We start from the raw sequence: 22713 nt of genomic DNA on the forward strand, positions 1-22713 counted from the left end.
CGCCCATGCCCCCTGCCCCCGAGTTCGACGCGGAGTAAATCCTTCGGTAGATCCGCCGCCGAGCAAGCCACGCTTTCTCGACGCGGAGCGCCTCGGCGTGGCGGAGGTAAAAGCCCTCCGCTTCACGAGCCTCCATCCGACCGAGGAATCCGGCTACCTCGTTGCACAGTGCGACGACCTCGTCCCGTGCGCTCCTTCGTCTCAACATCACCGCTCCGCCTCACTCGTCGTTTGGGCTGTCACGCGATCCACGCCGGGGCGTCTCCGAGGCGAGCACGCCGGTGTAGCTGTAGATCTCCGGCGCTACCTTCAGGATCTTGAGGCCGGCACGCAGCCTGAACGAGCCAGCACCGACAGTGAATCGGTAGCGCTCGCCTGGTTCCACCGCGGACGCTATTCGCTGCATGCTGGACCGATCCACGCCTTTCAGGTAGAGGAGATTCCCGCAATTCGTGTGGAAGGTGACCTGGGGTTGTGTACCGCCGGCTCCCTTCGCGGATCGGGAAGACGAAATGCTCGCCTCTGCCGAATCGACCCGACACACGACCTTCATGCGGTGCCCATCGTCGTACGACGCGAGAATCGACGGGCCGAAACCGAACGTGGTCACCGGGAGCCCGATGATCAAGAACAACAGTCCGACGGCCTGCGACCGCTCAAGAAAGACACGGGCAGGGCTCTTGTGAGGGCGACGAAGCGTGTGATCAGGAGCAGCGCTCACCAGGTCTTGTTCCTTCCCTACCTCGAAGGGCGGACATGAAGTAGCCCACTAGGACATCCAGCACGGGTTCGACAATCAGTGAACAGACGGTTGCCAACTCGAGCCCTAACGGGCCATCGGAGCGTAATGGGTCGATTACGCGACACGCTTCGCCCGCGCCTTCCAAGCCCTGTATCGCAGGTGCGAGGCATGGCAAGCTGAAGCGAAGCTGCGCAGAACAAATGAAGGTCTAGCTAGCGCCTAACTGCCTCCAATTCATGAAAAGACGAACAAACCGATGAACAGCACTGCGAGCATAAAGCGCACACGAGCCGGAACCGGTGGCTCAGGCTCGCCGGACGAACCCCGCCAAGCCACCGAGGACCGAGTACGGCGTCGCCGCGAGAGCATGATCACCAGCGAGCACGAGGGGCAAGGCGATTTCGGATCCGCCGATCGTCGCCGCAGCGATGAGAATGCCGCGATGCTGCTCGACGTCACCCGCGTGCGGGGGTCCGACCGGTAGAGACCTTGCGTGAACGCCGAGGTTGCGTCGCACGCTACTCCTGGGTTGCCTTGAAGTCGCGCACATCAGGTGCGACCTTGACCAGCTGAAGAACCGAGCGCAACCGGTAGGTCCCCTCTCCAACTATGAATCGGTAGCGTTGCCCCACCTTGAACTCGTCGGCCACCCGATCGACATTGTGCTTGTTAAGACCTGAGTCGATCAGCAACCGCCCACAGCCTTTTGTCTCGATGACAACTTGACTACCAGAACTCCCGACGCCCTTCAATGAACAACTCGAAGCACTCCCGGCTTTTGCTGATTCAACAGCGCAAGTTACTGGCATTGGATGAGAATCGTCGTACACACCCAAAGCGATCGGCGCTACAGAGAATGCCAAGATCGGTAGGACAACGACGAGGAAGAGCAAGAGTAAGAGTAAGAGTAAGAGTAAGAGTAAGAGTAAGAGTAAGAGTAAGAGTAAGGCGATGGTGCGGTTCCGAAATACACGCCGCCCGACGTCCGTCCCGAGCCGGGTCTCCGTATTCGGCACCGTTACGCTCTCCTTCTCTCGTCGCCCGACACTCATGGGGCACGATGTGAACTGACGGTAGGATCCCGCGCCCCTGCAAGGAACCCTGTTCCAAACAGTCTGGACAAGGTTCGCTCGACTCTGATCCCCGCCCGACCGGACCAACTCATTTGCCATGGCACCAACGCCGCCTGCACTGTGGTTCACCACACCACCGATCAAAGCGGCAGCTCCTGGAGAGCTGAGGTCCAAGTTCTTAACGATCTTAGCTCCGAGCCCCCCGGACCCCAGGCTGAAGCCCGCACCCAGACCGAAGCCGGACAGCGTCGGACTCGGGCGACACCACCCGAGGATCCGTCAAGCGCGGTGATCCGCGCATCGGCATCGCCGTCAAAGCCCCCGAAACGGTTCAAGCTTATTCGTGAGCTACGTAGGACTGCACAATCACCGGTGTACGGAAGGTGTGGAGCACTTCCCGCCACTTGAATGACCCAGCCCCAATGCGGAATTGCACGCGTCCGGCGGAACTCAACTCGTCCGCGATCTCCTGCTTGTTCTGCTCAGTCACCCCGCGTCGCAGGACCAGGGGCCCACAATCCTTCGTATCGACTTCAACCTGATCGAACAGGGTTCCGACACCCCTCGAGGAGGTCGAGCCACCCGATGAGGCCTCAGCCTTCCGAACTTCGCAAGTCTCCTCAATCTGGTGCGATCTGTCATACGCTTTGAAAAGTTGCCCGCCACCGACTATGCCGATCGTGACGACAACCGCAAGACCGAGAACGGAAAAAACGAGAATATTTCCTCTTTTTTGTTTCCTCCGCAGGGCACCAGCGCTCCGAGCTTCTTGTTCCAATTGCCGCCCCTTTTCCGTTTACCCAGCTACGCGCCTCGGCGTCGAGTACGTCTGGCCTTCTGCGCCAGACAACAGCCCGTTGGTAAATCCTTGCACAGGCCCGTCGCCTCCGGGCCGCATCCATTCGTTCACGCCGCCCTGCAAGCCGCCCACGAAGTGATCGACTCCAGCCGTCACTCCCTTCTTCACCAGCAGGACGTTGGGTGCCTCCGCATGCCGCGGAATCCTCACGTGGCTTCCGTTCGGCGTCGGGAACCGAGGGTCGATGTGGATGTTTGACAAGGCGAGGTTACTGGCCTTGGATGATGCCCAGCTTCCACCGAGGCCTGTTCCGAAGCCCGTAGCCGCGGACGCCACGTAGCCCGAAGCGTCTCCCTGCCAGTTGGTCTGCGTGCCGTACTGCAACGTGTTGGAAGTCATGCCGGACGCGCCTGAAGATATCGCTGCTTGGCCCGCGTCCGAGAGGACCCGCGAACCAACGTTGTTGATCCAGGGCGTTACGGCACGACTCGCGGCTGACGCAGCCTTTGACAGGCCGGCCGCAGCAACCCCACCTGCCAGACCGGACGCCGCGCCGATACCGCCCTGGATGGCGACCTTGCCCCAGTCCACCCGACCGGTCTCTTGCTTCTGCGAGATCACCTCGACGCCGCCACTGACCATGGCGCCCGACGCCATCATCAACGCGACGCCAGCTGGCCCACCGACCCCGGTGAACATCAGACCGACACCCAACGCGATCACAGCACCTGCAGCAACGTACTCCCAGTTGTCTTCCCACCAACCTCCATCGAAGATTCCCTGGTTCGCATCCCGGTACGCCTGCATGTCGGCATCGGTCGCCGGCCGCAACCCGAGCGGGTCGACGGCTTGCAACGGGTCGTTGCCCGCGTAGGAGTACGGGTTCCCCGACCACGCGGCACCCAGGATCGGAGACAGCGGATCGACCGACAGGAAGCCCCGCGCCGCAGGGTCGTACACACGGGCACCCAGCCACTCCAGCCCTGCGACGGACACCCCACCCGAGCCGGTCAGGGACACCCCCGCGGGCAGCCCGACGTCGGTGACGGCAGCGAGCGCAGCCCACGGGTCCGCAGCATCGGTCGCGCGAGCACTGCGCCAGGCGGGCTGCGTCACGGCATCGCCGATCGCGGCGACACCCCCCGGCAGGTCGAGCAGCGACGTGTCGGCGATGCTGATGAGCGACGGCACGACCGCGGCGGAGTCCCACCACGTGGCGACCCCACCCACCTCGGCGAGCTCACCGAGCGCGTCGACCCAGACGTCGAGCCGACCGGTCTCGGCGTACGAAGCGTCGCGGTCGACGACGGCAGCGAGGTACCCCAGGTCGGACCACGCGTACTCGGTGGTCGAACCATCGGCTGCGGTCCGCCGGATGCGTCGGCCGAGACCGTCGTGGACGTACTCGGTCCGGCCGGCCTCGGTGATCGTCGCGACCAGCTGTCCGGCAGCGTCGTAGTCGTGGCGCGTCTCGACACCACCGACGGTCTCGGCGACGAGTCGCCCACCGTCGTCGTAGGCCCACGTCGAGTCCCCGGCGCGCACGAGCTGCCCGGCGGCGTCGTACTCGTACGACACCGCTCCGGACGGTCCGTCGACCGCGGTGATCCGCGCGTCGGCATCGCGCTCGATCCGCGTGCTGGTGGCACCGTCGAGCGTGGTCGAGGTGTGCGCGACGAGGGCGCCTCCCTCGTACGACCACGACTGCACCAGGTCGCCCGTGGCCGCCTGGACGATACGACCCGAGGCGTCGTAGGTGAACGCGCCGGCAGCGGTGCCGTCACGGTCCACCCCGACCACACGGCCGACGGCATCGCGCCGGTAGGTGGTGCGGGTGCCGTTCGGGTCGACCCGAGCAGTGCGGTTGCCGTCGGCGTCGTACTCCCACGCGACGGACTGGTCGCCGCGGGCTCGGCGGACGAGCAGGCCACGGCGGTCGTGCTGGAGCTCGTGCTCGATCGTCCGGCCTGCACCACGGGTGTGGTCCGACACGACGACAGTTCGGTGGACGGTGTCGCGGGTGATCTCAGCCTGCACCGCACCGTCGACGAGCACGGCCCGCTGGCGGCCGGCTGCGTCGTACGTCCACTCGGTGGTGCGGCCGTCGGGATCCGTCTGCCGGATCTGGCGCCCGGCCGGGTCGTAGGCCGCCGTGGTCGTCCGTCCGAGCGGATCGGTGACGGCGACCACGTGGTCGGCGGCGTCGTACTCGCGTCGGGTGGTGCCGCCGGCAGGGTCGGTGATCGTCACCAGGCGCCCGCGCTCGTCGTACTCGAACGAGGTGACCCCGTCGAGACCGTTGACGACCTGGATCAGCTGCCCGGCGGGGTCGTAGCGGAACCGACGACGGCCGAAGCGTGCGTCGTGGCTGGAGACGAGCCTCCCGGCCAGGTCGTAGCGGAACCGCGCGGTGCCGGAACCCGGAGTCGTCTGCGTGACCACGCGCCCGACGGCGTCGTACGTGATCTCCTCGACCTCGCCGGTGGGCAGGGTCCGGGCCACGACACGGGAGTCCGCGTCGTAGGTGAGCGTCGTCCGCGCCCCCGCGGCGTCGGTGGCTGCGGCGGGACGCCCGCAGGCGTCGTACTCGTACGTCGAGCGCGCGCCCGAGGGGGCGACCAACGCGACGACGCGACCGGCGAGGTCGCGCTCGAGTCGGGTCAGCCCGCCTTCGCCGTCGACGAGTTCGACGGGGCGACCGGCGGCGTCGTAGGTGATGAGTTCGGAACCGGTCTCGTCAGACGTGGACTCGACGGGTCGGCCGTACTCGTCGAACCGGACGGTCGCTGTGTCGAAGGCGTCGCGCAGCGTCACGACGCCGGTCGCGACGTCGTCCGAGAACTCCTGGCGGACGCCCGTCGGGTCGACGGTCGCCGTCAGCTCGCCGACGACGTCGTACTCGCGACGCCAGGTCGCGCCGGCGGGGTCGGTGACGGCCTGGAGGCGCGACAAGGCGTCGTGCGCGAACGTCCAGACCGCGCCGCCCGGCAACGCGAGCGCCGCCAGGTTCCCCTGGTCGTCGAAGGTCCGTGAGACGCGGCGACCCAGTGGGTCGGTCGTGGTCGCGAGTTCGCCGTTCGGGGCGTACTCGAGCGTCGTCCGTGCTCCGAGCGGGTCCGTGATCGCAGCGATCCGCGCTCCGGCGGCGTACTCGAAACGCCAGACCGCTCCGTCGGCGTCACGTCGTTCGACGAGGAGCCCGGCGGCGTCGTAGCGGTACTCGCTCCGTGCGCCGGAGGGGCTGATCGCGGCGGCCGGGTGACCGGCGGCGTCGCGCTCGATCCGAGCGGTGTCGCCGACGGCGTTGGTGGTCGAGACGAGCTCACCGAACGCGTCGTAGGAAAGCGTCAGGACCACGCCGGTCGGGTCGACGACGTGGGTGAGGGAGCCGTCCTGCCAGGTCAGCTCCGTCCGACCGCCGACCGGGTCGACGATGACCGACGGGTCGCGGTCGTCGCCCACGTACTCGTAGCTCACGACGGCGCCGGCCTCGGTGACGACCGTCGTCACGCGGTCCTGGTCGTCGTACCCGTAGGTCAGGTCGCCGCCGGACGGCGTGACGGTCCGGGTCTTCCGGCCTCGGTCGTCGTACGCGTGGACGGTCACCGACCCGTCGCGCTCGGTCGCCGACACCAGGTTGCCGTGCCGGTCGTAGCTCATCGACTGGCGTCGGTCGTCGGAGTCGATGATCCCGACGAGACGCCCCTTGGCATCGGCGATGTAGGAGTTCGACCGCGAGCCGTCGTGGTCGGACACCACCGTGACCCGGCCGGGCAGGTACGCGAAGCGCACCGTGCGGCCGTGCGGGCTGATCTGTTCGACCACGCGGCGCTGGTCGTCGTAAGTGTTGTCGACCTCGACGACACCGGCCGCGCTCGTGACCGTCGTGATGAGGTCGTCGTCGTTCCAGCCGTAGGTCCGGGTGCCGACGGCGTCGGTCACCGAGACGAGTCGGCCGCGCTCGTCGTACCCGTACTCGACCCGGCGACCGTCGGAGGCGCGGAGCACCGCCACTCGGCCGTCGACGTGGTCGATGTCGATCGAGCGCCCGCGCTCGTGCAGCAGGCGCACGACGACGTCGTCGGCGTCCCGCTCGATGCGGACCGCGGTGCCGGCACCGCCGCGCTGTCCGAGCCACAGCCCGGACGGCGAGAAGTCGATGCGCTCACCCTGGTTGTCGCGGACGACGAGCCGGTCACCCTCGGCCGCGAGCCAGCGGTTCTCGCCGACACCGCGCGCCCACCCCTCGCCGTCGCGCGGGAACCGGACCTGACGACCGTCGGCGCCGACGAACGACGCGCCTTCGTCGTCGAGGAGCAGGCGGGTCTCGAGGATCGACGCCCACCCCGGACCGAAGAGCCCGACGTGCTGGTCGAGGGAGTTGTACATGCGGGTCACCTGCAGCGCCGCAGACGCACCGGTGAACGCCAGGTCGAGCTCCGGCTCGAGGAAGTTGCCCGTCGTGGTGTTCACCGGGTCCATCGAGAAGCCGGTGGTGGGCTGGGCGCCGTAGGCCGTCGGCGGCTCGAACTGCAGATCGGTGCGGGTCTGCGAGACGCCGGCCGCGGCGAGCGCGGCTGCGAGCCCGGAGTCCGCGACGGTCGAGACCTCGCCCTCGCCGCCGGCGGCCGCGAAGGCGTCGGCGACGGTGTTGGCCCACGTGACGTCCTGGTCGTTCGCCGCGATCCACTGCTCGAACGCCGTCACGACGCTGCCGGCGTCGATGTGCGCCCACGAGCACTTCGTGGCGAAGTCGGCGAGCTTGCCGCGGAGCGCCCCGGGCTTGCCGTCGAGGGCGCGGTTCAGCGTCGAGGAACCGGTCGCGAACGAGCGGAGGTCAGCGGGCCGGGCGGACGACGTGCCGCCGCCACCACCACCGCCGGCCCCGGGGTTCGGGGTCTCACGCGGCTTCGTCGTCACGGCCGGCGGGTCGAACTTCGGCGCCGGTTCGTTCTCGACGGTCGGCATCGGGTCGTAGTGGACCGTGTCGTTGAGGAAGTCCTGGAAGCCGTTGCGGCCGTCCTCGCGCTCCTGCCACTCGCGGGCGGTCTTGCGGCGCGCGCGCTCGTCCGCGGCGGCGGCCTTCATGGTGTCGATCCACCCGGCGATGGTCTCGAGGGCGTCGACGATGTTGGTGGCATCGCTCGATGCCGTCCCCGCGTTCTGCGTGAAGAGCTGCGAGAAGTGCCCGCGGAACTCCTGGGAGGCGGTCGTCACGTACGACTGCCTCGATGCCTTCTGTCCGCTGATCGCGTCAGCCGACGTGGTCAGCGAGCTCTTCAGCGCATCCGCGGTGGCATCGTCGAACTCGATCGGATCCGTGTTGGCGTGGATCTTCGCCATGGTCGTCCCCCCAGGGTCGGTGCTGGTCGTGCTGATCGTGCTGGTGAAGCGGCCCCACCGACCGCGAACGCCCGGACCGCCGCGAATGCGACGGTCCGGGCGGGAACAGGCCGGTGCTTACGCGCCGCCACCTGCGGTGAAGATGTCCTGCGAGATCTTGTCGAGCTGCGTGCGGAGCTGCTCGAGCTCGGTCTTCGCCTTGTCCAGAGCAGCCTTGGTCTCCGGCCAGGTGGACCCGCGGAACGTCGCCGCGAGCGGGCCGTCCCAGACATTCGAGTCGGACAGGATCCGGCCCTGGGCGTCGAGCTGCGAGATCTGGTCGGTGAAACCACCGTTGATGATCGACTGGACCTGACGGATGGCGGTCTTGGCCTGCTCGGTCGAAAGGACACGCGACATGATGAACCTCTTTCATTCGTAGCTGCACCCCCGCGCAGTGGAATCCCCCCGGAGGCTCTGACACGGCCCACCATACCCACAAACCCAGGCAGATGTCACCGTCGGTATATCGTGATCCTTCCTCCACATCCGAACGGTTCACCGCCGGTTTCCACAGCGTCCACCGAGGCCCCTCCGGTGGCAGGGGCCGGGTGGCAGGATGTGGGGATGGACACCGAACCGCAGCTCGACGGCGAATCCGTCGCACCCGACCTCGACGACTTCGACGAAGTCATCGAGATCGAGCACGAGTCACTGCCGACGGACCGCTACTTCGACCGCGAGCTGAGCTGGCTGCGGTTCAACCAGCGCGTGCTCGAGCTGGGTGAAGACCGCACGCAGCCCCTGCTGGAGCGGGCGAACTTCCTGGCGATCTTCGCGTCCAACCTCGACGAGTTCTTCATGGTCCGCGTCGCCGGCCTGAAGCGCCGCATCGACACCGGCATCGCCGTCCCGACCAACGTCGGCCGTGCCCCCAGCGACGTCCTGCGGGACATCGCGAAGAAGGCCCACGAGCTGCAGGACCGGCACGCCCAGGCCTTCATCGGGTCGCTCAAGCCCGACCTCGACGCCGCGGGCATCCACATCGAGCACTGGTCCGACCTCGACGAAGCCGACCGGCAGCGGATGCGGGAGTACTTCAACGAGCAGATCTTCCCGGTGCTCATGCCCCTGGCCGTCGACCCGGCGCACCCGTTCCCCTACATCTCCGGGCTCTCGCTCAACCTGGCGGTGCGGGTCCGCAACCCGAAGTCGCAGCGCCAGGAGTTCGCGCGTCTCAAGGTGCCGCAGAACTTCTCCCGTTTCATCAAGCTCCCCGACGACAACTCCGGCCGGATGCGCTTCATCCCGCTCGAAGACCTCATCGCGAACCACCTCGACGACCTGTTCCCGGGGATGGAGGTCCTCGAGCACCACGTGTTCCGGGTCACCCGCAACGAGGACGTCGAGATCGAGGAGGACGAGGCCGAGAACCTCATCCAGGCCCTCGAGCGCGAGCTCCTGCGCCGCCGGTTCGGTCCGCCGATCCGCCTCGAGATCACCGAGGACATGGACCCGGTGACCCTCGACCTGCTCGTGCGTGAACTCGACATCACCGAGGAAGAGGTCTTCCGGCTGCCGTCGCCGCTCGACCTCGGCGGACTGTTCGAGATCTCCAAGATCAACCGTCCGGACCTGCACTACCCGAAGCACGTGCCGACCACCCCGGTGCAGTTCCAGCCGGGTGAGCCGAACACCAAGCCCGACCTGTTCCGCGCGATCAAGGCGAACGACGTCCTGGTCCACCACCCCTACGAGTCCTTCGCCACGAGCGTGCAGGCGTTCCTCGAGCAGGCCGCGGCCGACCCGAACGTGCTGGCGATCAAGCAGACCCTGTACCGAACCTCCGGCGACAGCCCCATCGTCGAAGCGCTCATCGACGCCGCGGCCGCCGGCAAGCAGGTCCTCGCCCTGGTCGAGATCAAGGCCCGCTTCGACGAGCAGAACAACATCACCTGGGCCCGGAAGCTCGAGAAGGCCGGCGTGCACGTCGTCTACGGCCTGGTCGGGCTGAAGACGCACTCGAAGCTCGTGCTCGTCATCCGGCAAGAGGGCGGGACGCTCAAGCACTACAGCCACATCGGCACGGGCAACTACAACCCCAAGACCTCGCGCATCTACGAGGACATGGGCCTCTTCACCTCGGACGACACGGTTGGCAAGGACCTCACCCGCCTGTTCAACGAGCTGTCCGGCTACGCCATCGAGAAGAAGTTCAAGCGCCTGCTCGTGGCACCGCTGCACCTGCGGAAGGGCCTGCTCAAGCGCATCCAGACCGAGGCCGCCAACGCCCGTGCCGGCAAGCCCTCGGGCATCCGGATCAAGGTCAACTCGATGGTCGACGAGCAGATCATCGACGCGCTGTACCTGGCGAGCCAGGCCGGGGTGCCGATCGACGTGTGGGTGCGCGGCATCTGCTCGCTCAAGCCGGGCATGGAAGGCGTCAGCGACACGATCCGCGTGCGGAGCATCGTCGGGCGCTACCTCGAGCACTCCCGTGCGTTCGCGTTCCACAACGACGGCGACCCCGCGGTGTTCATCGGCAGCGCCGACATGATGCACCGCAACCTCGACCGACGCGTCGAGGCGCTCGTGCGGCTGGTCGCTCCGGACCACATCAACGAGGTCCAGGAGATGTTCGACCTGGCGATGGCCGACACCGCCAGCTCGTGGCACCTGGAGTCCGACGGCGAGTGGACACGGCACTCCACGGACGATGCGGGCCGTCCGCTCGAGGACGTGCAGAATGTGACCATGCGGAAGATCTCGGCCCGGAAGCGCTCGACTCGGTGAGCGGCGGTCCCTCGGGCCCCGTCGTCGCTGCGGGTGCGGTCGTCTGGCGCGAACAGGACGGCACACCCCTCGTGCTGCTCATCCACCGTGACCACCACAAGGACGTCTCCTTACCCAAGGGCAAGGTGGACCCGGGCGAGGCCGTCCCGACGACCGCCGTGCGCGAGATCGACGAGGAGACCGGCTACCGCGTCCACCTCGGCGCACCGCTCGGCACCGCCGAGTACGTGCTGCCGAACGGTCGCGACAAGGTCGTGCACTACTGGGCGGCCCGGGTCTCGGCCAAGGAGTACGCCCGCGCGGGCGCCTTCGTGCCGAACCACGAGGTCGCGGCGCTCGAGTGGGTCACCATCGACGACGCCCGCAACCGTCTGACGTACGAGCGGGACGTCGCGATCCTCGACCGGTTCGCCGAACGCGCCGCCGCCGGACAGCACCGCACGTTCGCCCTGATCACCCTGCGCCACGCGAAGACGGTGTCCGGCTCGGACTGGGACGGCCCCGACGCCACCCGTCCGCTGCTGCCCGTCGGCCGTTCACAGTCCAAGGCCGCCGCGGCACCGGTCGCGGCGTTCGGCCCGAAGAAGATCGTGAGCAGCACGGCGGCGCGGTGCCTCGCGACCGTCGAGCCGCTCTCCGCCGCGACGAAGCTCGGGGTCTCGAGCACCGCCGACATCAGCCAGGACGCCCACGACCGCGGCGCCGCCGACGTCAAGGGCGTCGTCCGGCGTCGGCTCGACAAGGGCAAGACCGCCGTGTTGTGCTCGCACGGTCCGGTGCTGCCCGACATCATCGCCAGGATCGCCACCGCGACCGCCGATGACTCCGGCCGCTTCGACCTGCGCCGCGCCGCGATGCTGTCCGTCGGGGACTTCTCCGTCATGCACATCGCCGGGGACACACTCGTCGCGGTCGAGACGCACCGCAACACGATCCCGGCGTAGCCGGCGACCACCGGACCGCAGTGCCGCCGGACCGCAGCGCAGACGCCCGGCACCCGACCACACGACGGGGCCGCGCCGCGCCCGGGAACGCGATCCGGGCCTCCCGACCGCTCGTCCGCGATCATGCGTGCGCATCTTCCGAACGAGCGCACAGTGCCCCCGATCCTGCTCCCTGCGGGGGAGCGGCGCACGCCGCCCCGACGTCGACAACCCCTCGTTCACCTTCCGTTCACCAACGGGGGTGATTGCGGTCACCTCGCGTCCCTACAGTCGCTCCCGGGTCGGCACCGGCCCAGGGACCGCAGTGGTCCCACTGCATTCCATTCCCGAAGGGACCCCTGTGAACATCAAGCGAATCGGTTCGATCGCAGCAATCGCGATCGCCGGCGCAGTCGTGCTCTCCTCGTGCGCGGCGAACGAGGACGCGGGCAGCACCGAGTCCTCCTCCTCCAGCGGCAGCGACTACTCGAAGCTCTCCGGCACCCTGACCGGCTCCGGCTCGTCGGCACAGCAGACCGCGCAGGCCACCTGGGCCGCCGGTTTCCAGAACGAGGCCTCGGGCGTCACCGTGAACTACACCCCGGACGGCTCCGGCGCAGGCCGCGAGAACTTCATGTCGGGTGCCGCGGACTTCGCCGGCTCCGACGCCGCGCTGAAGGACGAGGAGCTCTCGGGCAAGTTCGAGTCCTGCAAGGCGGACACCAAGGGCATCGACATCCCCGTCTACATCTCCCCGATCGCCATCGCGTACAAGGTCGACGGCGTCAGCGACCTGACGCTCGACGCGAAGACCATCGCGGGCATCTTCTCGGGCAAGATCACCAAGTGGGACGACTCGGAGATCGCCGACCTGAACAAGGACGCGAAGCTGCCGGACGCCGACATCACGGTCGTCCACCGCTCGGACGACTCGGGCACCACGCAGAACTTCTCGGAGTACGTCTCCGCGAACGCCTCGGACGTCTGGACCGAAGAGCCCAGCCAGACCTTCCCGTACTCGGTCGGTGACAGCGCGAAGGGCACCTCCGGTGTCGCCTCCGCGATGGGCAACGCCACCAACGCCATCACCTACATCGACGACTCCGGTGCGGGCGACCTCGACCGCGCGAAGCTGATGGTCGGCGACAAGGCGACCGAGATCTCGGCCGACGGCGCCGCGCAGGTCGTCGCCGACTCGAAGATCGCGACCGGCCGTGAGGACAACGACCTCGCGATCGACATCGACCGCAAGGACACCGCTGACGGTGCCTGGCCGCTGGTCCTCGTCTCCTACGCCATCGCGTGCCAGGAGTACAAGGACGCCGACAAGGCCGAGCTCGTGAAGGGCTACCTCGACTACGTCGTCTCGAGCGCAGCTCAGGACGCCGCTGCCAAGGAGGCCAAGTCGGCCGCCCTCTCCTCCGACCTCGCGTCGAAGGCCAAGGACGCGGTCGCTTCCATCAAGTAAGGCCCCCTGAGCGCCCGGACGCCGGTCCCACCCACTCGACCGGCGTCCGGGCACTCAGCCGTCCAGGACCCCACCCGGACGCGCACCACCACCCCAGAACCCGTCGCCTCCCCCGGCGTTCCTCCGACAGGAGTACCCCATGACGACCGCACCGGCCCAGCCAGGGGCCACCGTCACCCCGACCAAGCCGAAGCCCGTCGTCCGTGTCGGCGACCGCGTCTTCTCCGCCGCCTCGGTCATCGCCGGCGGCCTCATCCTCTTCGTGCTCGTGCTCGTCGCCGCGTTCCTCGTCTGGCAGAGCATCCCGGCCTTCTCCGCCAAGGTCGGCGAGCTGCCGGGCAAGGCCACGAACTTCTGGGACTTCGTCGGCCCCCTGGTCTTCGGCACCGTCTGGTCCGCGCTCATCGCGCTCGTGATCGCCGTGCCGCTGTCCCTCGGGATCGCCCTCTTCATCTCGCACTTCGCGCCGCGTCGACTCGCGCCGGTCCTCGGCTACGTGATCGACCTGCTGGCCGCGGTGCCGTCGGTCGTCTACGGCCTCTGGGGCATCGCCGTGCTGGCGCCCCTGGTGAAGCCGTTCTACGTCTTCCTGAACGAGTACATCGGCTGGTTCCCGCTGTTCTCCGGCCAGGTGTCCGGCACCGGCCGCACGATCCTGACCGCGTCGATCGTCCTCGCCGTCATGGCGATCCCGATCATGACCGCGGTCATGCGTGAGATCTTCCTGCAGGCCCCGACCCTCAACGAGGAAGCGGCCCTGGCCCTCGGCGCGACCCGCTGGGAGATGATCCGCCTGTCGGTCCTGCCGTTCGCGAAGTCCGGCATCGTCTCCGCGATCATGCTCGGCCTCGGTCGCGCGCTCGGCGAGACGATGGCGATCGCGCTGGTGCTGTCGGTCTCGACGAACGTCACGTTCCAGATGCTGACGTCGCAGAACCCCTCGACGATCGCCGCGAACATCGCCCTGCAGTTCGCCGAGGCATCCGGTACGGCCCTGAACGCGCTCATCGCGTCGGGTCTGATCCTCTTCGTCATCACCCTGGTCATCAACATGCTCGCGCGGTACATCGTCCGCAGCCGAGTCAGCTGAGAGGTCGCACCCGATGTCCCTCGCGCTCCGTCAGACCGGCACCGCCGGCAACGTCTACGCCAACGGCAAGCTGCACGCCTCCGTCCCGTGGCTGCTGCTCGTCGGCAGCTGGGTCGCCCTTGTCCTGGTCTTCGCCCTGCTCAACGCGGGTGGCGCCGTCAAGGACTTCAACGTCGTCGCCGCGATCTTCCTCGGCACGGTCCTGTTCGACGTCCTCATCGTCGTCATCTCGCGCATCGTCGAGGGTGGCCGCAAGGCGGTCGACCGCCTGGTCACCTCGCTCGTCATCACGGCGTTCGTCATCGCGGTCCTGCCGCTGGTGTCGCTGCTCTGGACGGTCATCGCCAAGGGCGTCGCCCGCTTCGACGCGAACTTCTTCTCGTACTCGATGCGCGGGGTCATCTCCGAGGGCGGCGGCGCGGTCCACGCCCTCATCGGCACGCTCGAGATCACGCTGTTCGCGGCGCTCATCTCGGTGCCGATCGGCCTGCTCACCTCGATCTACCTCGTCGAGTACGGTCGCGGCGCACTGGCGAAGGGCATCACGTTCTTCGTCGACGTCATGACGGGCATCCCGTCGATCGTCGCCGGTCTGTTCGCCTACGCGCTCTTCGCGCTGTTCCTCGGCCCGGGTGCCCGCTTCGGCCTGGTCGGCTCCGTCGCCCTGTCGGTGCTGATGATCCCGATCGTCGTTCGCTCCACCGAAGAGGTGCTGAAGATCGTCCCGATGGAACTCCGCGAGGCCTCGTACGCCCTCGGGGTGCCGAAGTACCTCACGATCCTCAAGGTCGTGCTCCCCACCAGCCTCGCCGGCATCACCACCGGCGTCATGCTCTCGATCGCCCGCGTCATCGGTGAGACCGCCCCGCTGCTCGTCACGGCCGGCTTCACCGCGAGCATGAACTACAACCTGTTCCGCGACCCGATGATGACCCTGCCGGTGTACGCGTACACGCAGTACTCGCAGCAGGGCGCCAACCCGGTGCCGTTCGTCGACCGGGCCTGGACCGCGGCCCTCGTGCTCATCCTGATCGTGATGCTGCTCAACCTGCTCGCCCGGTTCATCACCCGTCTCTTCGCCCCCAAGCTCAGCCGCTGACCCTCCGCCCCCGCGGAACCAGCGACACCACCCACCCAGAAGGATCAACGTGTCCAAGCGCATCGAGGTCGACGGCCTCAACGTCTACTACTCGAAGTTCAAGGCGGTCGAGGGTGTCGACATCACCATCGAGCCCCGCACCGTCACGGCCTTCATCGGCCCGTCGGGCTGCGGCAAGTCCACCTTCCTCCGCACCCTGAACCGCATGCACGAGGTCATCCCCGGCGCATGGGTCGAGGGCTCGGTCAAGATCGACGGCGACGACCTGTACGGCGCCGGCGTCGACCCCGTGCTCGTCCGTCGTCAGGTCGGCATGGTCTTCCAGCGTCCGAACCCCTTCCCCACGATGTCGATCCGCGACAACGTGCTGGCGGGCGTGAAGCTCAACAACAAGCGCGTCTCCCGCTCCGAGGCCGACGACATCGTCGAGCGCTCGCTGCAGGGTGCGAACCTGTGGAACGAGGTCAAGGACCGCCTCGACAAGCCCGGCATGGGCCTGTCCGGTGGGCAGCAGCAGCGTCTCTGCATCGCCCGCGCGATCGCGGTCGAACCGGACGTGCTCCTGATGGACGAGCCCTGCTCGGCCCTCGACCCGATCTCGACCCTCGCCATCGAGGACCTGATCGAGGAGCTCAAGAAGGAGTTCACGATCGTGATCGTGACCCACAACATGCAGCAGGCGTCGCGCGTCAGCGACAAGACGGCGTTCTTCAACATCGCCGGCACCGGCGCCCCCGGCAAGCTCATCGAGTTCGACGACACCGCGACGATGTTCTCGAACCCGTCCGTGCAGGCCACCGAGGACTACGTCTCGGGCCGCTTCGGTTGATCGGCATCCGTCCGTCGCACTGACGGACGGCCTGGAGGCCCGGTGCACGTCCGCCACGGACGCGCACCGGGCCTTCGTGGTTGCGCCGGGTGCGACGGCGACCCGCGGGACGTGCGCATGTTCCGACGATCCACGCGTCGATCGACTCGTGGTTCGTCGCTCGATGCGCACGCAGACGTTGCGTGCGCATGTTCCGACAGTCCGCGCGTCGATCGACTCGTGGAACGACGAAAGGTGCCCGCGCATCGACTGCACGGGCACCTTCCGGAATGCGTCAGGCCGTGGTGGTGGGGACCGCCATGATCGGCGAGGTGGTCGGCTGCTCGGAGCCGCCCTCGGGCTCGACCGTCATGCCGATCGTCGCGCCCTCGGACATCGCGCCCTTGAGCACGGCGGAGTGCACACCGTCAGCCGCACCGTCGACCAGGCCGGCCGACTTGATGGTGCCGCCCTGCTCCTCGGAGCCGATGTACCAGAGCTCGTACGTCTTGCCCTTCGGTGCCTGCTCGACACCGTCGAGGATCACCGCGGACTTGCCGAGGTCGTTCGACCACACGACCGTCGCCGAACCGCCGCCCGCGACCTTGGTCGTGGTGCGCTGGAAGTCTGAGGCGGCGTAGATGCGGTCGAGACCGCTCGAGGCCTGGGTGGTGCCCGTGCCGGAGCCGTTCGGGTCGAAGATCGACCCGACGCCGAGTCCGCCGAAGAAGACCGCGGCGACGGCGGCTGCGGCCGTCAGCATGACCGCCGGACGCTGGAACCAGCGGCGGCGAGCCTCGGAGGAAGCCCGGCCACCGGCGGTGGGGCCGTCGGCGATCGAGGCGACGTGCCTGGCGGGCTCGGGACGGGCCTCCTGGACGGAGGTGGTCTCGGCGACCGGGGTCTGGTCGGCCGTCGCGTCGGCGAGGGGCGCAGCCTGGGGGGTCGTCGCGATCCGGGCCAGCAGCGACGCCTTCAGCGACGCGGGGGGCTCGATCGGTGCGACGGCGTAGGCGAGCTGCAGCGCGGTCTCGCGCAGCGAGTCGTTCTCGGCCTGCAGCTCGGGGGACGTCCGGAGGGCGTCCTCGAGGAGCGCGCGCTCGTCGTCGGACAGCGCGTCGAGTGCGTGGGAACCCGTCATCAGTGCGGGGTCGTCGTGGCGTTCGGTCATGAGGTCACCCCCATCTCGTCTCGGAGTCGGATCATCCCGTCACGGAGACGGGTCTTGACGGTGCCGATGGGGACACCGAGGTGTTCGGCCATCTCGCTGTGCGAGTAGCCGCCGTAGTACGCGAGTTGCACGGCCTGCCGCTGGAACTCGGTGAGCTTGGCCAGCGCTCGGCCGACGCGCTCGTGCTCGATGCGGATCTCGACGGACTCGGAGACCTGGTCGAAACCGGCCTCGAGGTCGCGGATGCCGATCTTGGTGTCGCGGTCGTGCGACGACTGCGAGGCACGGACCCGGTCGACCGCTCGGCGGTGGGCCATGGTGAGGACCCAGCTGGCGGCCGTCCCGCGCTTCCGGTCGAAGCGGGTGGCCTGCTGCCAGACCTCCAGGAAGACCTCCTGCGTGACCTCTTCCGACTGCGCGCGGTCCCGGAGGAGCCGCGTGATCAGACCGAGGACCCGACCAGAGAGTGCGTCGTAGAGGTCCGCGAAGGCGGCTTGGTCACCGGCGGCGACCCGGGCGAGGAGGTCGTCCGGCGATGCCTGAGCTGGCTCTGACGAGCTCCAGCGTTCGGTGTCGCTATCCACGAGGGCAAGCATTGCAGGTTTCCCTCCTCTCGGTTGCTTTCGTTGACCAGGCGGGTAGCACGAAGCCTCCGCATGGGCGGTCGAGACGAGGGGCCGGCGTGACCAACAGGGAATTGACCGGCGGTGCCGGTCCGGGTCACACCGGGCCTCTCGCTTCGTGACGGGCATTCCGTCCGTCACGCAGATGATTCGGTGCGGTCCCCGCTGTGGATTGGATGGGGGTCGGGATTTCTCGGCGGGATGGGCGCGGCGGGCCTGCACAGGGGTGCGCGCGGGCACGCCCGGGGCCGGTTCTGTCCACCATGAGTGAACAGGGTCGAGTGATCAGCCGACGTCTCGTAGACTTGGTCTCGCCGGGCCGCAGCAAGCCCCGGGCTCCAAAATTCGCCGCTTCGAGCGGCCTCGCGCCGAGAGGCGCTTCTGCGGCCCGGTCTTTTCATGCCCGGACGCCGTCGTGTCCGGATTTTCTGCTGCGCGGCCCTGGAGGCCCGGTGCGGGTCCGTCCCGCCGCTCGCTCAGTCCAGGCTGTCGCGGCGCCAGAGCGCCGCCGCCTCGGTCAGGTCGGCCGCCAGCTCCGTCAGGCGGAGTGCCCGCGTCGTGAGTTCGCTCGCGCGCTCGGACGCCACCAGGTCGGACTCGTCCGCCACGGCTGTCGCGCCGGCGGCGGTCAGTCGGCAGAACGACGCCCCGCGGTCGAGCGCCACCGCGAGGTCGCCCGTGTACAGGCCGTGCAGGATGCGGTCGGCGAGCGTCAGGATCTCGGCCGGGCCCGTCGGTTCCTCGGCACCCGCGACCGCCTGGTCGATCGTGCCGATCTGCGCCGTGCCCCGCTCGAACAGGTACGCGATCTCCTCCGGGTTCTGCCGGATGACGATGCGCACCAGGTACACCCGCCAGAGCGCCCCCGGCAGGGTGTGCGCCCCGACCCGCGCCCACAGCTCCGCGATGGCGTCGATGCCGTGCACGTCGGTGTAGGTGACGAGCCGCTCGACCACGGCCGGGTCCGGGTCCTCGCGCACGCGGTGCAGCAGGGCGTTCGCGGTCTCGTGCGCGACACGGTTCACGAGCGCCGGGTCCTCACCGCCCTGGATGGCGGCGAACTCGGCGTCGGTGAAGTGGACGGGACGGTGGTGATCGCGAGGCACCGCAGCAGTGTAGGCGCGGCCGGTGACACGCCCGCGTCCCGTTCGCCCAGAACGCAACCGCTGCGCCACGCGTACCGTGTTGCGGCAGGGAGGCGCTCCTCCCTGCACGTGAAGGAGAGGATCTTCCATGAACGCCCTGCTCATCATCCTGGCTGTGATCGCAGTCATCCTGCTGTTCGTCGGCGGGTTCGCTGCGAGCCTCAAGTTCCTGCTCTACGTCGGCATCGTGCTGCTGATCATCGCGGTCATCGCGTGGCTGCTGCGGACGCTCACCGGACGCCGAGGCTGACCCGGACCGACGGTTCCTTCCTGGAGGCCCTCACCCGCTAGCCTTGCGGGTGAGGGCCTCTAGCTCAGTTGGTAGAGCACCGGACTTTTAATCCGAGGGTCGTGGGTTCGAGCCCCACGGGGCCCACCTCCCAGTCTCGCTTCGCACTCTTGTCTAGAATGCGACGGATGGGCCGACGATCGCAGCGCGAGCGGCCGGGCACCCCCACCGGCCCGGCGACGATGCGCCGACGCCGCCGGAAGCTGGTGCCGGCACTCGCCCTCGGCGCGATGGCACTCGGGGTCTCCGGACTCCTGCTGATCCTGCCGAGCGTCTCGAGCGCCTGCCAGCCGGTGTCCTCGTCGACCTCCGCCTCGGCCGTCGCTGCCCCCGGCGTCTCGGCCGATCGCGTCGCCGCGGCGATCGAGCCCGGGTCACGCGTCCTGATCGTGGGTGACTCGTACACCTCGGGTCGGGGCTCGGCCAGCGGACTCCGCGGTTGGGCACAGGACCTCAGCGAGGACCGTGGGTGGACGGCCAAGATCGACGGGTACCCGGGCACGGGCTACGTCGACACCGGTCGGACCGGTTCGTCGCACTACACGTACGGGCCACGCCTCGAGCGGCACGCTGCGTTCGACCCCCAGCTCGTGATCGTGCAGGGCAGCCAGAACGACTGGCTCGTCGACTCGGACACCCTCCGCGCCACGGTGGAGCGGACCCTCCGCACGGCGCAGCAGACCTGGCCGGACGCCGTCGTCGTCGCGCTCGGCCCGTCAGCACCGCTCCCGTGGGCGAACTCGACCGTCGGTGTCGCCGCATCGGTCTCCGCGGGTGCCGCCGCCGCAGGTGTCCCCTACGTCGACGCCCTCGCCGGCAGGTGGTTCACATCGAGCAACAGCCCGGGGTACTCCGCCGTCGACGGCGGACACCCGAACGACGCCGGCTACCAGTACCTGGCGGACCGCGTCAGCGAGTCCCTCGACGCCCTCGGCGCACCCGTCGGCAGCGCCCGCTGCGTCTGAGCGACGCCATCTGCTCCTGAACGGGGTACAACCCGTCCCCAGCCGGCTCATGGGAGATCCCCTGCCCACCACAGCCCGCCCTCAGCGGATTGTTGGGCTGCCGCCGATAGTGTCGTTCCCGGATCCGTTCACCGGATCCTGCAGCACAGCACCACCACGAACGAACGGGGTACACCGTGATCGAGCCCATCGAAGCCACGCAGACCAGCACCACCGGTGACGCGCGCCGCATCGTCGAGCTCGCAGCAGCGACCAACACGACGATGAGCAACGAGCTCCTGCTCGACACGCTCCGCCGCAACGCCCAGGTCACGACCCGCCACATCCGCAAGGACTTCATCGAGGTCGCGACGGCCACCGCCGTGCTCGGCTACGTCTGCCGGCAGCGCAAGGACTTCATCGCGCTCCGTGGCGACGACCCGGCGTGGGCGCACGAGGTCGGCCGGTACGCTACCGAGTCCCTCGCGGTCGAGGCACTCCGGATGCGCCGCGGCTGACGCCCGGCGTCCGACACGAACACAGAAGGCCCCGCCGGACACCCGGCGGGGCCTTCCCCGTGTCGGCGGTGCACGCCGACCGGAGTCCTCAGGACCAGACGCGACGGATCCCCCACGAACCGGTCCAGGTCTCGTCCGGCTCGAGCCAGCGCAGGCCCTCGCCCGAGTTCAGGGCGTTCGCGGGTGCCGTCATCGGTTCGACCGCGACGGCGAGGCCCTTCCCGTTGCCCCGCGGGTACTCGCGCGAGGTGAAGACCTGCACGTAGGGGAACGAGGCGTCCTGCCAGAGCTCGACCCCGTCGCCCTCGGGCCCGTGCATCGTCGTCCTGCGGATCCCGTCGGCGTCGGGGGTGACGTCCGTGTAGGCGGTGTCGAGGTCAGAGTCCCCGGCACGTCGCCCCTGGCGCAGGTCGTACGGCGTGCCCTCGACCGGCACCGAACCGTTCGGGACCTTCTGCTCGTCGACGGTGAAGGCGGTCGCGGCGTCGAGCGTGACGACCAGGTCGTCGGCGGGGGTGTCACCGGCACGCAGGTACGGGTGGGCGCCGACGGCGAAGGGTGCGCGGACGCCCGAGCGGTTCGTGACCTCGTGCGTGACACGGATGCCGTCGTCGACGAGTTCGTGCAGCACGCGCGTCTCGAGGGTGAAGGGCCACCCGTGCTGCGGGTGGATCGTCGCTTCCTGCTGGATCGACGTCTCGGTCTGCGACACCACCCGGTACGGGGCGAACCGGAGCAGTCCGTGCGACGCGTTGCCGTACTTCGGCTCCGAGACGTCGAGCTGCTGCCGCTTGCCGTCGAGCTCCCACACACCACCGGCGACGCGGTTCGGCCAGGGCGCCAGGACGATGCCGTTCGCCCCCGGCGGCTGCTCGGTCACGGGGAACGGCTCGGTGATGTCGAAGCCTGCGACACGGAGTTCGCGGATGCCCGCGGCGACCTCGGTGACCACGGCTTCGACGACCCCGTCGGGTCCGGCGTGGTGGAGGCGGTACTGACCACCCGTGGGTGCTGCGGTCATGGGGTGTTCTTCCTTCCGGCTGGTTCGGTGTGCTGCTCGCCGTCGGCGACGATCACCTCGGCCCCGGCCGCCCGGATCGTGGCGACCGCGGCGGCGTCGGCCTCGGCGGTGACGACGACGTCGATGTCCTCGAGCGCGCGGACGACCCCGATGTGGGCCCGGCCGAACTTCGACCCGTCCGCGACCACGACCGTACGCCGGGCCGTCGCCGCGAGCATCCGCTTGGCCTCGGTCTCGGGCAGGTTCACGTTCGTCAGACCGTGGTCGACGTCGAGTCCGGTCCCGCCGAGGAACACGAGGTCCGCGGCGATCATCGGCAGTACCGTCCCGTTGAAGGGGGCGACGAGCGAGTGCTGCAGGGGCCGGAGAGTGCCGCCGGTGACGATCACGGTGAAGCGCGGGACAGCTCGCTCGAGCGCGAGCGCCGTGGTGAGGGAGTTCGTGACGACCGTGACGCCGGTGAGCTCGGTGCGCGCCACGAGGGCCTCGGCGATGGCGGCCGGCGTGGTGCCGACGTCGAGGACGACGCACTCCCCCGGGCGGACCAGCGCAGCGGCCGCACGGCCGATGGCGGCCTTGGCCACCTGGTGCTCGACGGCTGTCTCCTCGAAGGGGCGCTCGGTGGACCCGGCCCCGAGGCGGACCGCGCCTCCGTGCACCCGCCGGATCCGGGCCTCCTGGTCGAGGACGGCGAGGTCCTGGCGGACCGTCACCTCGCTGGTGCCGAGGGACGCGGCCAACGCGGCCGTCCGGACCATGCCGGGGGCGCCGTCGACGATCGCGACGATGCGGTCCTGCCGGAGGGGCGCGGGCAGCGCGCCGGCGAGGAAGGAGAGGTCGGCGTCCGTCATGTGCACAGTTTCGCTTGCTTCCGATGTCTTTCGC

General features: G+C 68.7%; 18 protein-coding genes and 1 tRNA gene. 10 read left to right on the forward strand and 9 right to left on the reverse strand.

The features are described 5' to 3' along the window. Positions 1–220 precede the first annotated feature (220 nt). The 4 genes from DEI96_RS15885 to DEI96_RS15900 all read right to left on the reverse strand — a co-directional run bounded on the left by DEI96_RS15885 (position 221) and on the right by DEI96_RS15900 (position 8356). Entirely contained in the window at positions 221–721 is a 501-nt protein-coding gene (locus tag DEI96_RS15885; RefSeq protein WP_146246931.1) for a hypothetical protein, read from the reverse strand. A 539-nt stretch (positions 722–1260) separates the two neighbouring features. Continuing rightward, a complete protein-coding gene (locus tag DEI96_RS15890) occupies positions 1261–1635 on the reverse strand; it encodes a hypothetical protein (protein WP_146246930.1) in 375 nt (124 codons plus the stop codon). Between the two features lie 976 nt (positions 1636–2611). Further along, positions 2612–7957 carry a DUF6531 domain-containing protein gene (locus DEI96_RS15895; RefSeq protein WP_111024126.1) on the reverse strand — a complete coding sequence of 1782 codons (5346 nt, stop codon included), beginning with the start codon at positions 7955–7957 and terminating at the stop codon, positions 2612–2614. 117 nt (positions 7958–8074) lie between these two features. After that, complete coding sequence (locus DEI96_RS15900) at positions 8075–8356, reverse strand: hypothetical protein (RefSeq protein WP_027466625.1); 282 nt, start codon at positions 8354–8356, stop codon at positions 8075–8077. Between the two features lie 207 nt (positions 8357–8563). Here DEI96_RS15900 and DEI96_RS15905 point away from each other — a divergent pair, with 207 nt between their 5' ends. The 6 genes from DEI96_RS15905 to pstB all read left to right on the forward strand — a co-directional run bounded on the left by DEI96_RS15905 (position 8564) and on the right by pstB (position 16138). Continuing rightward, entirely contained in the window at positions 8564–10729 is a 2166-nt protein-coding gene (locus DEI96_RS15905) for an RNA degradosome polyphosphate kinase (protein ID WP_027466626.1), read from the forward strand. Then, positions 10726–11673: an NUDIX hydrolase gene (locus DEI96_RS15910; RefSeq protein ID WP_111024125.1), complete on the forward strand. Its 948-nt coding sequence runs from the start codon at positions 10726–10728 to the stop codon at positions 11671–11673. Before DEI96_RS15905 ends, DEI96_RS15910 begins: the two co-directional genes overlap by 4 nt. 340 nt (positions 11674–12013) lie before the next feature. Further along, the gene (gene pstS, locus DEI96_RS15915) at positions 12014–13120 is read left to right on the forward strand and encodes a phosphate ABC transporter substrate-binding protein PstS (protein ID WP_111024124.1); all 1107 of its coding nucleotides are present in this window, start codon (positions 12014–12016) and stop codon (positions 13118–13120) included. Between the two features lie 139 nt (positions 13121–13259). Next, on the forward strand, positions 13260–14210 hold the full coding sequence (gene pstC / locus DEI96_RS15920; protein ID WP_071404716.1) for a phosphate ABC transporter permease subunit PstC: 951 nt from the start codon (positions 13260–13262) through the stop codon (positions 14208–14210). 13 nt (positions 14211–14223) lie between these two features. Continuing rightward, on the forward strand, positions 14224–15309 hold the full coding sequence (gene pstA / locus DEI96_RS15925; protein WP_111024123.1) for a phosphate ABC transporter permease PstA: 1086 nt from the start codon (positions 14224–14226) through the stop codon (positions 15307–15309). A 49-nt stretch (positions 15310–15358) separates the two neighbouring features. Continuing rightward, on the forward strand, positions 15359–16138 hold the full coding sequence (pstB, locus tag DEI96_RS15930) for a phosphate ABC transporter ATP-binding protein PstB (RefSeq protein WP_027466631.1): 780 nt from the start codon (positions 15359–15361) through the stop codon (positions 16136–16138). Between the two features lie 274 nt (positions 16139–16412). Here the strand turns inward: pstB and DEI96_RS15935 are convergent, their stop codons facing one another. The 3 genes from DEI96_RS15935 to DEI96_RS15945 form a co-directional block, all read right to left on the reverse strand. Beyond that, positions 16413–17288 carry an anti-sigma factor gene (locus tag DEI96_RS15935; protein ID WP_111024122.1) on the reverse strand — a complete coding sequence of 292 codons (876 nt, stop codon included), beginning with the start codon at positions 17286–17288 and terminating at the stop codon, positions 16413–16415. Then, the gene (sigK, locus tag DEI96_RS15940; RefSeq protein ID WP_027466633.1) at positions 17285–17884 is read right to left on the reverse strand and encodes an ECF RNA polymerase sigma factor SigK; all 600 of its coding nucleotides are present in this window, start codon (positions 17882–17884) and stop codon (positions 17285–17287) included. The genes DEI96_RS15935 and sigK overlap by 4 nt, the downstream gene beginning before the upstream one ends. Positions 17885–18387: 503 nt before the next feature. Next, positions 18388–19017 carry a hypothetical protein gene (locus DEI96_RS15945; protein WP_027466634.1) on the reverse strand — a complete coding sequence of 210 codons (630 nt, stop codon included), beginning with the start codon at positions 19015–19017 and terminating at the stop codon, positions 18388–18390. Between the two features lie 127 nt (positions 19018–19144). Here DEI96_RS15945 and DEI96_RS15950 point away from each other — a divergent pair, with 127 nt between their 5' ends. The 4 genes from DEI96_RS15950 (at position 19145) to DEI96_RS15965 (ending at position 20807) form a co-directional block, all read left to right on the forward strand. Further along, positions 19145–19306, forward strand: a complete 162-nt coding sequence (locus DEI96_RS15950; protein WP_017888098.1) for a hypothetical protein — start codon at positions 19145–19147, stop codon at positions 19304–19306. A 53-nt stretch (positions 19307–19359) separates the two neighbouring features. Continuing rightward, positions 19360–19432, forward strand: a tRNA-Lys gene (locus DEI96_RS15955). Positions 19433–19473: 41 nt separating this feature from the next. Beyond that, complete coding sequence (locus tag DEI96_RS15960; RefSeq protein ID WP_181440557.1) at positions 19474–20310, forward strand: SGNH/GDSL hydrolase family protein; 837 nt, start codon at positions 19474–19476, stop codon at positions 20308–20310. 176 nt (positions 20311–20486) lie between these two features. After that, positions 20487–20807, forward strand: coding sequence for a hypothetical protein (locus tag DEI96_RS15965; protein WP_027466636.1), 321 nt, complete (start codon positions 20487–20489; stop codon positions 20805–20807). Between the two features lie 88 nt (positions 20808–20895). Here the strand turns inward: DEI96_RS15965 and DEI96_RS15970 are convergent, their stop codons facing one another. Next, positions 20896–21828, reverse strand: coding sequence for an aldose 1-epimerase family protein (locus DEI96_RS15970; RefSeq protein WP_111024120.1), 933 nt, complete (start codon positions 21826–21828; stop codon positions 20896–20898). Continuing rightward, positions 21825–22679 (reverse strand): DeoR/GlpR family DNA-binding transcription regulator, encoded by an 855-nt coding sequence (locus tag DEI96_RS15975; RefSeq protein ID WP_111024119.1) that lies wholly within the window; start codon positions 22677–22679, stop codon positions 21825–21827. Before DEI96_RS15975 ends, DEI96_RS15970 begins: the two co-directional genes overlap by 4 nt. Between the last annotated feature and the right edge of the window lie 34 nt (positions 22680–22713).

Source organism: Curtobacterium sp. MCLR17_031, assembly GCF_003234775.2.
Taxonomy (GTDB): Bacteria; Actinomycetota; Actinomycetes; order Actinomycetales; family Microbacteriaceae; genus Curtobacterium; species Curtobacterium flaccumfaciens.